The sequence below is a fragment of the Oxalicibacterium flavum genome (genome assembly GCF_014635065.1).
Lineage (GTDB): Bacteria > Pseudomonadota > Gammaproteobacteria > Burkholderiales > Burkholderiaceae_D > Oxalicibacterium > Oxalicibacterium flavum.
Window position 1 is genome coordinate 265,851 of sequence record NZ_BMCG01000002.1, and the last position, 12,283, is coordinate 278,133.

At 63.3% G+C, this 12,283-nt stretch carries 11 protein-coding genes; 6 read left to right on the top strand and 5 right to left on the bottom strand.

What is annotated here, in order from left to right; all coding sequences use genetic code 11:
* Positions 1-3: 3 nt before the first annotated feature.
* The 3 genes from IEV38_RS04810 to mltG are packed head-to-tail and all read right to left on the bottom strand — an operon-like array spanning position 4 to position 2,642.
* Positions 4-1,032, bottom strand: a complete 1,029-nt coding sequence (locus tag IEV38_RS04810) for a DNA polymerase III subunit delta' (RefSeq protein WP_188395043.1) — start codon at positions 1,030-1,032, stop codon at positions 4-6.
* Positions 1,029-1,643: a dTMP kinase gene (tmk, locus tag IEV38_RS04815; RefSeq protein WP_188395044.1), complete on the bottom strand. Its 615-nt coding sequence runs from the start codon at positions 1,641-1,643 to the stop codon at positions 1,029-1,031. The genes IEV38_RS04810 and tmk overlap by 4 nt, the downstream gene beginning before the upstream one ends.
* Before the next feature lie 15 nt (positions 1,644-1,658).
* Entirely contained in the window at positions 1,659-2,642 is a 984-nt protein-coding gene (gene mltG, locus IEV38_RS04820; protein WP_188395045.1) for an endolytic transglycosylase MltG, read from the bottom strand.
* 115 nt (positions 2,643-2,757) lie between these two features.
* On the opposite strand from mltG, the gene ygfZ reads away from it, so the two are divergent.
* From ygfZ to IEV38_RS04835, 3 genes are read left to right on the top strand one after another with little or no spacing between them, the layout of a single operon-like run.
* Entirely contained in the window at positions 2,758-3,804 is a 1,047-nt protein-coding gene (gene ygfZ, locus IEV38_RS04825) for a CAF17-like 4Fe-4S cluster assembly/insertion protein YgfZ (RefSeq protein ID WP_188395046.1), read from the top strand.
* Complete coding sequence (locus tag IEV38_RS04830; protein WP_229728689.1) at positions 3,804-4,115, top strand: DUF4936 family protein; 312 nt, start codon at positions 3,804-3,806, stop codon at positions 4,113-4,115. The genes ygfZ and IEV38_RS04830 overlap by 1 nt, the downstream gene beginning before the upstream one ends.
* Positions 4,106-4,900, top strand: a complete 795-nt coding sequence (locus IEV38_RS04835) for an NRDE family protein (protein ID WP_188395047.1) — start codon at positions 4,106-4,108, stop codon at positions 4,898-4,900. Before IEV38_RS04830 ends, IEV38_RS04835 begins: the two co-directional genes overlap by 10 nt.
* 29 nt (positions 4,901-4,929) lie before the next feature.
* Here the strand turns inward: IEV38_RS04835 and IEV38_RS04840 are convergent, their stop codons facing one another.
* Together IEV38_RS04840 and IEV38_RS04845 are read right to left on the bottom strand one after the other, a co-directional pair.
* The gene (locus IEV38_RS04840) at positions 4,930-5,826 is read right to left on the bottom strand and encodes an SDR family oxidoreductase (protein ID WP_188395048.1); all 897 of its coding nucleotides are present in this window, start codon (positions 5,824-5,826) and stop codon (positions 4,930-4,932) included.
* Positions 5,823-6,266 (bottom strand): PaaI family thioesterase, encoded by a 444-nt coding sequence (locus IEV38_RS04845; RefSeq protein WP_188395049.1) that lies wholly within the window; start codon positions 6,264-6,266, stop codon positions 5,823-5,825. The genes IEV38_RS04840 and IEV38_RS04845 overlap by 4 nt, the downstream gene beginning before the upstream one ends.
* 244 nt (positions 6,267-6,510) lie before the next feature.
* Between IEV38_RS04845 and IEV38_RS04850 the strand changes: the two genes are divergently transcribed.
* The 3 genes from IEV38_RS04850 (at position 6,511) to IEV38_RS04860 (ending at position 12,255) form a co-directional block, all read left to right on the top strand.
* Positions 6,511-8,172, top strand: coding sequence for an MFS transporter (locus IEV38_RS04850; RefSeq protein ID WP_188395050.1), 1,662 nt, complete (start codon positions 6,511-6,513; stop codon positions 8,170-8,172).
* Positions 8,173-8,368: 196 nt separating this feature from the next.
* Positions 8,369-9,601, top strand: coding sequence for a formate-dependent phosphoribosylglycinamide formyltransferase (purT, locus tag IEV38_RS04855; RefSeq protein ID WP_188395051.1), 1,233 nt, complete (start codon positions 8,369-8,371; stop codon positions 9,599-9,601).
* Positions 9,598-12,255 carry an EAL domain-containing protein gene (locus tag IEV38_RS04860; protein WP_188395052.1) on the top strand — a complete coding sequence of 886 codons (2,658 nt, stop codon included), beginning with the start codon at positions 9,598-9,600 and terminating at the stop codon, positions 12,253-12,255. Before purT ends, IEV38_RS04860 begins: the two co-directional genes overlap by 4 nt.
* Positions 12,256-12,283: the final 28 nt, after the last annotated feature.

The window sequence follows — 12,283 nt, forward strand, 5'->3', positions numbered from 1 at the left end:
CTTTCAGGAAAAGAGTGCCGTGTAATCCAGCAGCATGTCCTCGATGAACAGCTTGGGCGCCAGCGGATGGTCGGCAATCGCGCGCCGCTCGCCGAGCGCCTTGATGCCGCCCAGCAGCGCGGCCGTCTCGACCCGCGTCGCCAGCCGTTCGATTTCCTTGCGGTAACGCGGATAGTAACGGATTGTGCCGGAAAGTTTGGCCGAAAGCACGTCGTAGAGCCAGCGTTGCTGCCAGCCCACAAGCGCGGCGACGGGCGTCTTCTGCAGTGCATCCGCCGTCTTCAGGGCCGCATCGACGGCCGGTTGCGCCAGCTGCTGCAGCAGCACGGTCATGGCCTCGCGGCTGTCGTTCTGCGAGGCTTCGAGCGCGGCCAGCGGCGCGCCGCCCTGCTCGGCCAGCCAGCCTTCGGCATCCGACAGGTCCTGCGCCTTCAGCCATTGCAGCGCCGCCTCGCGCGCCGGCATGCTCAATGCGAACTTGCGGCAGCGCGACAGGATCGTCGGCAGAAGGCGGTCGAGGCTGTTGCTGACCAGCAGGAAGGTCGTGTTCGGCGGCGGCTCCTCGAGCATCTTGAGCAGCGAGTTGGCGGCCGCCGTATTGAGCGCCTCGGCCGGATGCAGCAGCACCACGCGCATGCCGGAGCGGTGCGTGGAGATGTTCATGAAATCGCCGAGCGCGCGCACCTGGTCGATCTTGATCTCTTTGGATGGCTTGGAAGTCTTGGCCTTCTTGCTTTCGCCCGCCTCACCGTCCTCGCCCTCGCCGGCTTCGTCTTCCAGCGCCTCGGGACGCACGCGGCGATAGTCGGGATGGCTGTACTGCGCGAACCAGCCGCAGGCGTCGCACTGTCCGCAGGCATGGCCATCGGCGGACGGCGTTTCGCACAGCAGCGCGGCGGCGCAGGCTTCGGCAAAGTCGGTCTTGCCGATGCCTTGCGGACCATGGAACAGGATGGCATGCGGCAGGCGCGCGCGCAGTTGGCGCCACTGCGCCCATGCATCGCCCTGCCATGGATAGAGCGTGACGCTCACGCCGCCAATCCTTCCAGCAGGCCACGCAGTTGCGTTTGAATGTCGGCGATGGATTGCGTGGAATCGATCACGCGGAAACGCTGCGGGAATTCGGCGGCGCGGCGCAGGTATTCGGTGCGCGTGGCGGCAAAGAAGTCAGCCTTCTCCTGCTCGAACTTGTCGAGCGTGCGCGTCGCGTCGAGCCGCGCGCGCGCCACTTCGAGCGGCACGTCGAACAGCAGCGTCAGATCGGGTTGCAGCTGCGGGTGCACCCATTGTTCGAGCGCCTCGAGCTTGCTGCGATCCAGCTTGCGGCCGCCGCCCTGATAGGCGAAGGTGGCATCGCTGAAGCGATCGGAGATCACCCAGTCGCCACGTTCCAGGGCCGGTGCGATCACCTGCGCGATGTGTTCGCGGCGCGCCGCGAACATCAGCAACGCCTCGGTTTCCAGATGCATGGCTTGCTGCAGCAGGATGCCGCGCAGGGCTTCGCCGAGCGCGGTGCCGCCGGGTTCGCGCGTGACGACCACCTGTCTACCCTGCGCGCGCAGCAGATCGGCCGCGAAATCCAGATGCGTCGATTTGCCCGCGCCATCGATGCCTTCGAAGGTGATGAATCTGCCCTTGCTCATTGTCTCGATCGCAGCCTAGCGGCCGCGTATGTATTTGTTGACCGCATTGTTGTGCTCGTCGAGCGTCTGCGAGAAATGGCTGCTGCCGTCACCGCGCGAGACGAAGTACAGCGCCTCGGTCGGCGCCGGGTTCAGCGCCGCGAACAGCGACTCGGCTCCCGGCAGCGCGATCGGCGTCGGCGGCAGGCCGACGCGCGTATAGGTGTTGTGTGGAGTGTCGGTCTGCAGGTCGCGCTTGCGGATGCGTCCCTCATAGGCGTCGCCCATGCCGTAGATCACGGTCGGATCGGTCTGCAGCAGCATGCCGTGACGCAGTCGGTTGACGAACACGCCGGCGATCAGCGTGCGTTCCTCGCGGCGGCCGGTCTCCTTCTCGACGATGGAAGCCATCGTCAATGCCTGGTATGGCGTCTTGTACGGCAGATTGGGATCGCGCTTGGCCCATTGCTCGTCGAGCCGCTTCATCATCGCGCGGTGCGCCTGACGATAGACGAGGATATCGCTGGAATTCTTGGCGAACAGGTAGGTGTCCGGATAGAACAGGCCTTCCGGCTGCTTGAAGTCGGGGGAAATCTTCGCCATCAGTTCGGCGTCGGTCAGGCCGGCCGTATCGTGCTTGAGCGCCGGGTGCGCATCGATTTCCTGGCGCATCTGGCGGAAGGTCCAGCCCTCGATGATGGTCACGGCTTCCTGCGCGAACTCGCCGCGCACGATCTGTTCGAGCAGGCGCTTGGGCGTGGTGCCGTGCTTGAGCTCGTAGGTGCCGGCCTTGATGCGAGCCGCTTCGCCCTTGAACTGCGCCAGCGCCATCATCAGTATCGGTGCCACCGGCACGCCGGCTTCCTCGATCTGCCGCATGCTGCTTTTCAGACCGCTGCCGGACTGGATCGTGAATTCGATGGGAGGACCTTCGGTGGTGATCGGCCGATCAGCCCAGAACAGGAAGGATGCGCCAAGAATGATGGCGAACAGGAACAGCCGCCTTAGAGTTGTCTTCATTAAAACCGTGTCTCGTTGAAATCGGGTGCAATCCGACGCGTTTTTGCCACGCCACTATAATCAGCCCTAATGATAATGGCTGAATTCCCTTCCGCCCAATTTATTCACGGAAATCATGACAACCTGGCTGAATTTTCTGGCTGAACACGGCGCGCGCATCACCGATGACAACGGTACGCCCGTCATTGCATTCGAAAGCAACGAGGCCGCGGAAACCGCGCGCACCAACTTCGTCACGCCGCTCGTGCACCTGGGCCTGATCGCCGCCAGCGGCGAGGAAGCCGCGAGCTTTCTGCATAACCAGTTGACCAACGACGTCACGCATCTGCCGGACAATCAGGCGCGGCTGGCCGGCTATTGCTCGCCCAAGGGTCGCCTGCTGGCGAGCCTGCTGATGTGGAAGAGCGGCGAACGCATCCTGCTGCAGATTCCGCGCGAGATACAGGCCGCGGTGCAAAAGCGGCTGTCGATGTTCATCCTGCGCAGCAAGGCCAAACTGAACGACGCCGGCGAGGAACTGGTTGCACTCGGCCTGGCCGGCCCTGCAGCCGCCAGCGCACTGCTGCCCTGGTTCCCATCGCTGCCGCTGGCAATCTATGACAAGGTCGAGACCGAGGACGGCGTCGTGATCCGTCATCCCAACGCTTTCGGCATTCCACGCTACCAGTGGATCACCTCGCCGGAGCGCGCGGTCGCGGCATGGCCGCATCTGACCTCCATCCTGCAGCCATCCGGCGACGATGCCTGGAAACTGGCCGAGATCGAGGCTGGCGTGCCGCACATCACGGCCGCCACGCAGGAACAGTTCGTGCCGCAGATGATCAATTTCGAACTGATCGGCGGCGTCAACTTCAAGAAGGGCTGCTATCCGGGACAGGAGATCGTCGCGCGCAGCCAGTATCTGGGCAAGCTCAAGCGCCGCATGATGCATGCCACGGTGGAGGCCGACAAGGTCGTACCCGGGACCGAGATCTTTTCGGCCGCCGATCCGCAGCAGCCTTGCGGCATGGTCGTCAATGCCGCGCGCATCGATGCCAGCCGCATCGATTGCCTGGTCGAGATCAAGCTCGCGTCTGCCGAACAGGATGTGCACCTGGGCTCGGCCGGCGGCCCTGTGCTCGCCTTCCAGCCGCTGCCCTACGAACTGACCGATCCAGTCTGATGTCTGCGTCCCGTGCCATGGCGAGCGATCTCTATATCTATTACCGCGTAAGTGAAGCCGATGCCACGCACTTTGCGCAGGCGGCGGCACGCATGCAGCGCGAGCTCGCGCAACGGCATGGCGTGGCTGCCGCACTGAAACGCCGGCCGCAGGCGCAGGACGGCATGCATACGTGGATGGAGGTCTATCTGGCGGCCGATGACGGCTTCGAAGCCGCGCTGGCGCAGGCGGTAGCGAACAGCGATCTGCCCGCCTTTATCGCCGGCGAGCGGCATGTCGAACATTTCGTGGACGTGTCGCCATGTGCCTGATCGTCTTTGCCTGGAAAGTCATCCCCGGCCTGCCGCTGCTGGCCGCCGGCAACCGCGACGAATTCCTCGCGCGTCCGGCAACGGCTGCCGAATGGTGGACCAGCCATCCGCAGGTTTTTGCGGGACGCGACCTGCTGGCCGGCGGCACCTGGATGGGCATTACGCGCGACGGACGTTTCGCTGCCATCACCAATATCCGCGCTCCCGCCGAAATGCGCAGCGATGCGCCTTCGCGCGGTGCGCTGGTAGCAGACTACCTGGGCGGCAGCATGTCGCCGGCCGAGTACATTGCCGGCATCGCGCCCGAGGCGGCCAGGTACAACGGCTTCAATCTGCTGATCGGCAATGCGCAGGAACTGCTCTGGTTTTCCAATCGCGGCGATGGCGACGAACGCAACGGCAAGGCGCTGGAACCCGGAATCTACGGCATCTCGAATGCGCTGCTCGATTCGCCCTGGCCCAAGGTGGTGCGCGCCAAGGCGCAGTTCGCGAGCCTGCTGTGCCAGGGCGCGCCGGAAGATACCTTCTTCGACATGCTGTCCGACACCACCTGCGCCTCAGACTGCCGCCTGCCCGATACCGGCGTCGGTCTCGAGCGCGAGCGCATGCTGTCGCCGATCTGCATCGTCTCTCCCGATTACGGCACGCGCGTGTCGACGCTGGTCAAGCTGCATGCGGATGGCCGCGCCGCACTGATGGAAAGAGCGCCGGCGCCAGCCGCGCATGCGCAGCAGCAGGAACGCGCCAAGCCGGGTGTGTGCTGCAAGGGCTTTCGGGCCACCTGATCGGACCGCGCTGCAATCTGGCGCCGTCGTCAGCCCTTCAGCCGAGTGCGCAGCAACTCGCGCACATGCGGCACCGCATCATAAGGATCGCGCGGATTGCGGCCTTCGATCAGGTCTTCCATGCGCCGGCGTGCGTTCTCCAGCGGTTCCTGTTCCGAATACACATAGAAGCGCCCTTCGCGTATCGCATCGAAGGCCTGGGTCGCCACCTGCGCGGCGCTGACCTTGCCTGCCAGCACCGCTTTTTCCGAGAAGGCCTGCGCGGTGCGCTGGCTGACGGTCGGCACCGTGGTCTCGCCATCGGCGCGATTGCGCGCCGAGTCATGAATGCCGGTCGGCACGAAGTACGGACACAGCAGCGATACGCCGATCGGTGCTTCGATCAGTTGCAGGTCCTGGTACAGGGTTTCGGTCAGCGACACGACGGCATGCTTGGAGACGTTGTAAATGCCCATGGTCGGCGCATTCTGCAGACCGGCCACCGAGGCGGTATTGACGATGTGGCCGCGATAGCCGGGATTTTCCCTGGCGGCTGCCAGCATCAGCGGCGTGAAGATGCGCACGCCATGGATCACGCCGAACAGGTTGACGCCGAGCAGCCAGTCCCAGTCGGCTTCCGAGTTTTCCCAGATCAGGCCGCCGGCGCCGACACCGGCGTTGTTGAACAGCAGGTGCACGACGCCAAAGCGCGTCATCGCGGCATCGGCCAGTGCCTGAACCTGCTCGGCACGGCTGACGTCGCAGTGCAGCGCCAGTACTTCCGCGCCGGCCTCGCACAGCTCCGTCTCGATCAGTGCGAGGGCGGCGGGTTCGATATCGGCCAGTACCAGACGCATGCCGAGCCGCGCGCCAAGACGCGCGAACTCCCTGCCGAAACCGCTGGCGGCGCCGGTAATGACGACGACCCGCCCTGCGAACTCGGTCACCGCGATGTCCCCTGTTCGGTCCCGGAGAGTTTCCGGCCCACCTCTGCGCGGCGAATGAACTTGAAGGTGCCGGCGGCCTTCGCCACCAGGCGCTCGCCATTCCACAGTTCACCTTCGCAGAAATAAATGCTGGACGAGGCATGCAGCACCTTGCCCCTGGCACGCAGCACGCTGCCTTCGGTGCCGCCCGGCTGCATGAAGCTGGTTTTCATCTCGATCGTGACGCCGCTGCGTATCTCAGGATCGAGCGAGCGGCCGGCCAGCGACATCACATTGTCCAGCATGGTCATGACCACGCCGCCATGCGCGACATGCCAGCTATTGAGATGACGATGTGCGAGGGTCAGCTCGACCTCGGCCAGACCGTTGCCGGATTCGACAACCGAGATGCCGAGTTCTTCAAGAAAAGGAATGGGGATGGAGGTCGATGCGGCAGTCATGAATAGGAACCGGAAAGCGTATGTACAAGGATCGTCATTCTAAAGCATGACATCGGCGCCGCCCGCGGCGGCATCGCTCCATCCCTTCAATTCCACCGCCGTTGCCGGCCATTGCAGGATGTAAGCGTTACGTAAGACTGGCGCAAGCATTGCGTAAGTTTTTCGTCGCACACTTCCGCCCGTAAACACCGTGTGCAATTTTTTTCAACGCACATACAAGATTAATAAACTTCAGGAGACCCTCATGGCGACATCCACACCCGTCCGGGCAGGCATCACGCCGGAAGAAAGAAAGGTCATCTTCGCTTCATCGCTGGGTACCGTTTTCGAATGGTATGACTTTTACCTCTACGGTTCGCTCGCAGCCATCATCGCCAAGCAGTTCTTTGCCGGCACCGATCCGAACACCGCCTTCATCTTCGCGCTGCTGGCATTTGCCGCCGGCTTCATCGTGCGTCCGTTCGGCGCCATCGTGTTCGGCCGCCTCGGCGATCTGATCGGCCGCAAATACACCTTCCTCGTCACCATCGTCATCATGGGCGCCTCGACCTTCATCGTCGGCCTGCTGCCCAACTACGAATCCATCGGCATCGCCGCTCCGATCATCCTGATCATCCTGCGCATCCTGCAGGGTCTGGCGCTCGGCGGTGAGTACGGCGGCGCAGCCACCTACGTGGCCGAGCATGCCCCGCACGGCAAGCGCGGCGCCTTCACCTCGTGGATCCAGACCACGGCGACCATGGGCCTGTTCATGTCGCTGCTGATCATTCTCGGCACGCGTACCGCCGTCGGCGAAGAAGAATTCGCTGCATGGGGCTGGCGCATTCCGTTCCTGATCTCGATCTTCCTGCTCGGCATCTCGGTCTGGATTCGCATGTCGATGAATGAATCGCCTGCCTTCGTCAAGATGAAGGCCGAGGGCAAGACCTCCAAGGCTCCGCTGACCGAAGCCTTCGCACAGTGGAAGAACCTGAAGATCGTGATCCTGGCGCTGATCGGCCTGACCGCCGGCCAGGCCGTGGTCTGGTACACCGGCCAGTTCTATGCGCTGTTCTTCCTGACGCAGACGCTCAAGGTTGACGGCGCCACCGCCAACATCCTGATCGCCGCCTCGCTGCTGCTGGCCACGCCGTTCTTCGTGATCTTCGGCTCGCTGTCGGACCGTATCGGCCGCAAGCCGATCATCCTCGGCGGCTGCCTGATCGCCGCAGTCACTTACTTCCCGATCTTCAGCGCGCTGACCCACTACGCCAACCCGGCGCTGGAAGCCGCACAGCAAAGCTCGCCAGTGGTGGTGACGGCCGATCCGAACACCTGCCAGTTCCAGTTCAACCCGACCGGCACCAAGAAGTTCACCTCGTCCTGCGACATCGCCAAGGGCAAGCTGGCGGCCGCCTCGGTCAACTACTCGAACGTCGATGCGCCTGCGGGCACCGTTGCCACCGTCAAGATCGGCGATACCGTGCTGAACTCGTATGACGCCAATGGCCTGTCCAAGGAAGAAGCCGCCGAGAAGGACAAGGCCTTCACCAAGGAACTGACCGACGCCATCAAGGCCCACGGCTATCCGACCAAGGCCGATCCCGACCAGATCAACTACGGCATGACGCTGCTGCTGCTGTTCATCCTGGTGCTGTACGTGACCATGGTCTATGGCCCGATCGCCGCCATGCTGGTGGAGATGTTCCCGACCCGCATCCGCTATACCTCCATGTCGCTGCCGTATCACATCGGTAACGGCTGGTTCGGCGGCCTGCTGCCGACCACGGCCTTCGCGCTGGTGGCCTTCAAGGGCGATATCTACTACGGTCTCTGGTATCCGATCATCGTGGCCCTGATCACCTTCGTGGTCGGCCTGCTGTTCGTCAAGGAAACCAAGGACAACGACATTTACGCCAATGATTGAGTTTGTCTTACTGTAATCTCCTCTGATCCGGGAGTTGCAATTGGCTGCCAGGCAATATGCTGGCAGCCTTTTTTATATCCGCGCGCTGCTTTGGCTGTATCGAACCCGGTTTTCCCTGTGCAAATCCCGCGCAATTTGGTATTGTCGGGTCGTCAACGAATCTGTGCCTGAAAAAGGTGCATCCGCCCTCTTCAACATGAATACACGCAACACCAGCCTTTCCCCTCTTCGCATCGGCACGCCACTGTCTCCGCTTGCCACCAAGGTCATGCTGCTCGGCTCGGGAGAGCTCGGCAAGGAAGTCATCATCGCCCTGCAACGGCTGGGTATCGAGGTGATCGCGGTTGACCGCTACCAGAATGCCCCGGGCCACCAGGTCGCGCATCGCAGCTATGTGATCGACATGACCGATGAGGTGCAACTGGCCGCCCTCATCAACCAGGAAAAACCCGACCTCGTGGTGCCGGAGATCGAAGCCATCGCCACGCCGGCCCTGCTCGAACTGGAAAAGGCCGGCAGCGTGCGTGTGGTGCCCACCGCGCGCGCCACCTGGCTGACCATGGACCGCGAAGGCATCCGCCGTCTTGCCGCGGAGGAACTCGGCGTCGCCACCTCGCCCTACCGCTTTGCGGACAGCCTGGAAGAACTGCAGCTTGGCTGCACCGAGGTCGGTTTCCCCTGTATGGTCAAGCCGGTCATGTCGTCGTCGGGTAAGGGACAGAGCAAGGTGCGCTCGCTTGAAGAGGTCGAAACCGCATGGGAGAACGCAGCCGCCGGCGGCCGTGTCGATTCCGGCCGCGTGATCGTCGAGGGCTTCATCGACTTCGACTATGAAATCACGCTGCTGACGGTGCGTGCGCTCGGCAAGGATGGACAGGTACAGACCCATTTCTGCGAACCGATCGGCCACCTGCAGGACAATGGCGATTACGTCGAATCGTGGCAGCCGCAGGCGATGCCGCCGGCCGCACTGCAGGCGGCGCACGACATTGCGCGCAAGGTCACGGAAAACCTCGGCGGGCTCGGCCTGTTCGGGGTCGAGCTGTTCGTCAAGGGCGATCAGGTCTGGTTCTCGGAAGTCAGCCCGCGTCCGCACGATACCGGCATGGTGACCATGGTCACGCAGCGCCAGAACGAATTCGAACTGCATGCTCGCGCGATTCTCGGTCTGCCGGTCAATGCCGCGCTGTCTTCGCCCGGCGCCTCGGCCGTGGTCTATGGCAGGCACGATGGCAAGCCGATCGCTTTCGAGGGTGTAGCGGACGCACTGTGCGTCGAAGGGGCCGATCTGCGCCTGTTCGGCAAGCCGGAGTCCTTTGCGCGACGCCGCATGGGCGTGGCATTGGCCCATGCGCAGGACGTCGATACCGCCAGGGCGCGGGCGCGCGATGCCGCCGCTCGCGTCAAGACCGTTGCCGGGGAACGATGAAGGCAAAGGCACTCCGTCCTCTTGCCGTCTATGCGGGCAGCGACATCTTCCGTGTCGGCTCGCTGTTGCTGCATGCGACGCTGCTGCTGCACATCGCCATGCAGGTCGTCTCGCACCAGGTGCTGCTGTCGCATCTGGGCACAGGCGCCATCGTCGCCGTGGCCTTCACGCTGCTGGCATCCTTCCTTCGTTATTTCTGGCTACGCACCAGCTTCCTGCTGAGCCAGCCGTTCCTGCTGCTGGAATTGGCTGCGGTCACGGCCGCCATCGTCGCCTTCTCGCTGCTCAAGGAGTTCCCGGTCAGCCCGATTCCCTGGCTGATCGCCATCGCCGGCGTCTTCCCGCTGGTGCTCAGGGAGCGCATTGCGGCGGTCGTCATCATCGTGCTGGCCTTCGTCGGCTATCAGTTGAACTTCCACGAATCCGCGACCGTTGGCGAATGGGCGCCGGACCTGTTCGCCACGCTGTCGATCGGCTTCCTGTCGCTGCTGCTGGCGCGGACCCTGCATCTGAACCGCGTGGCGCTCGAGAAGATCCGCACCAACGAACGCCGTTTCGATGCCATCGTGCGCGTCACGCGCCATGTCTTCATCATCACAGACCGCCAGTTTCACCTCAAGTTTGCCAACCCTGCCCTGCAGGAGGTGATCGGCTACAGCTTCGAGGAACTGGCGGAAGGCAACATCCGCCCCGCGGTCCATCCGGACGATCTGGAAGAGCATCGCGAGAAAATGCATCATTTGCGCGACACACCGCACAGCGAGGTGTTCTCGCGGCACCGCATGCAGCATCGCGACGGCCACTGGGTCTGGCTCGAGACGCGCGGCTACAACATGCTGCACGACTCCGCCATCGCCGGCATGATCTTCAGCATCGAGGACGTGACCCTGCGCAAGAATGTCGAACTCAAGCTGCAGGAAGAAACCGCCCTGCTGCGCGCCGTGCTCGATCTCAATCCGTCGATGATCTATGCCAAGGATGCCGAAGGCCGCTTCACGATCAGCAACCAGCGCTTTCAGCAGCGCTTCGGCTATCGCAACGAAGACGAGTTGCGCGGCAAGACCACCTACGATCTGTGCCTGCAGACGGCAAATCAGGGCGACGAAATGAGCGCGCTCGACATCGCCGACGAGATTCGCGAACAGGACGAACAGGTCATGCGCACCGGCCAGCCGCTGCTCGACATCGAGGGCCGTGGCTTCTGGCGCAACGAGATCGACCGCTGGTTCCACACCAGCAAGTATCCGCTGCCAGATGCCGGCGGCCGCATCATCGGCGTGCTCGGCGTCACGCGCGACATCACCAAGCGCAAGAAATACGAGCTGCAGATCGAATATCAGGCGCTGCACGACATACTGACCGAACTGCCGAACCGCCGCTACCTGGTCAACACGCTGGATGCCGCCATGGTCGCCAGTCGCCAGCGCCAGGCCAGCCTGACGCTGCTGTTCCTCGATCTCGATTTCTTCAAGAGCCTCAACGACACCCACGGCCACGATTTCGGCGACAAGTGCCTGATCGAGATCAGCAAGCGCATCATCGCCTCGCTGCCGCAGAAGGACTTCGTGGCGCGCTTCGGCGGCAACGAGTTCGCGATCCTGACCAACGCCACGCTGGCCGAAGCAGCCGTCAAGGCCAACAAGGTCATGCGCGCGGTTTCCGAGCGCCTGATCATCGACGACGTCTCCGTCAAGCTGCAGACCAGCATCGGCATCGCGCAGCTGACCGAAGACCACCTGACGCCGGCCGACCTGATCCGCGACGCCGACGCCGCCATGTACCAGGCCAAGGAGCGTGGCCGCAACCGCGCCGAGATCTACGACGCCGCCATGCAGATCAAGCTGACGCGCCATGCGCGCATGGACGTCGCGCTGCGCTTCGCGCTCGAGCGCAACGAACTGTCGCTGGTCTATCAGCCCAAGGTCTCGCTGACCGACGGCAGCGTCGAGGGCTTCGAGGTGCTGATGCGCTGGGACAGCCCCGAGTACGGCAGCATCTCGCCGAGCGACTTCATCCCGATCGCCGAAGCCTCGGGCATGATGGTGCCGATCGGCATCTGGGCGCTGGAACAGGCGTGCCGCCAGCTGGCGACCTGGCAGCAGCGCTACCCCGGCATCGGCAAGATGTCGCTGGCAGTCAACGTCTCGATGCGGCAACTGCTGCAGACCACCTTCTTCACGCAGGTGCGCGAGATCCTCGACTCCAGCGGCGTACGGCCCGGCACCATGGAGCTCGAACTGACCGAAACCTCGGCCATGGCCAATCCGATGCAGACCATGGAAACGCTGTCGCTGCTCAAGAAACTCGGCCTGCGGCTGGCGCTCGACGATTTCGGCACCGGCTATTCGTCACTGGCCTACCTGCAGCGGCTGCCGATCGATATCCTCAAGATCGACAAGGCTTTCGTGCAGGGCCTGGGCTCCAACCAGAGCGACATGGAAATCATCCGCCTGATGATGGCGCTGGCCAAGACCCTGCACCTGGAAACCGTCGCCGAAGGCGTGGAAACCATGGCACAGATCGAGGAACTGCAGAAGATGGGCTGCACCCTGGGCCAGGGCTATCTGTTCTCGCCTCCGCTGTTGACGGCCGAAGCCGAAGCGCTGATCCGCAGCACCCACGTGTTCTCCCTCAACAGCGAACTCCCCGACTGAATCCTGCCCCCATGCCGACACGTCCCTG

Bases quoted from the DNA above. Each gene is read 5' to 3' on its own strand.
- IEV38_RS04835 (WP_188395047.1), top strand. From the start codon at position 4,106: ATGTGCCTGATCGTCTTTGCCTGGAAAGTCATCCCCGGCCTGCCGCTG.
- ygfZ (WP_188395046.1), top strand. From the start codon at position 2,758: ATGACAACCTGGCTGAATTTTCTGGCTGAACACGGCGCGCGCATCACC.
- purT (WP_188395051.1), top strand. From the start codon at position 8,369: ATGAATACACGCAACACCAGCCTTTCCCCTCTTCGCATCGGCACGCCA.
- IEV38_RS04845 (WP_188395049.1), bottom strand. From the start codon at position 6,266: ATGACTGCCGCATCGACCTCCATCCCCATTCCTTTTCTTGAAGAACTC.
- IEV38_RS04860 (WP_188395052.1), top strand. From the start codon at position 9,598: ATGAAGGCAAAGGCACTCCGTCCTCTTGCCGTCTATGCGGGCAGCGAC.
- IEV38_RS04830 (WP_229728689.1), top strand. From the start codon at position 3,804: ATGTCTGCGTCCCGTGCCATGGCGAGCGATCTCTATATCTATTACCGC.
- tmk (WP_188395044.1), bottom strand. From the start codon at position 1,643: ATGAGCAAGGGCAGATTCATCACCTTCGAAGGCATCGATGGCGCGGGC.
- IEV38_RS04850 (WP_188395050.1), top strand. From the start codon at position 6,511: ATGGCGACATCCACACCCGTCCGGGCAGGCATCACGCCGGAAGAAAGA.
- mltG (WP_188395045.1), bottom strand. From the start codon at position 2,642: ATGAAGACAACTCTAAGGCGGCTGTTCCTGTTCGCCATCATTCTTGGC.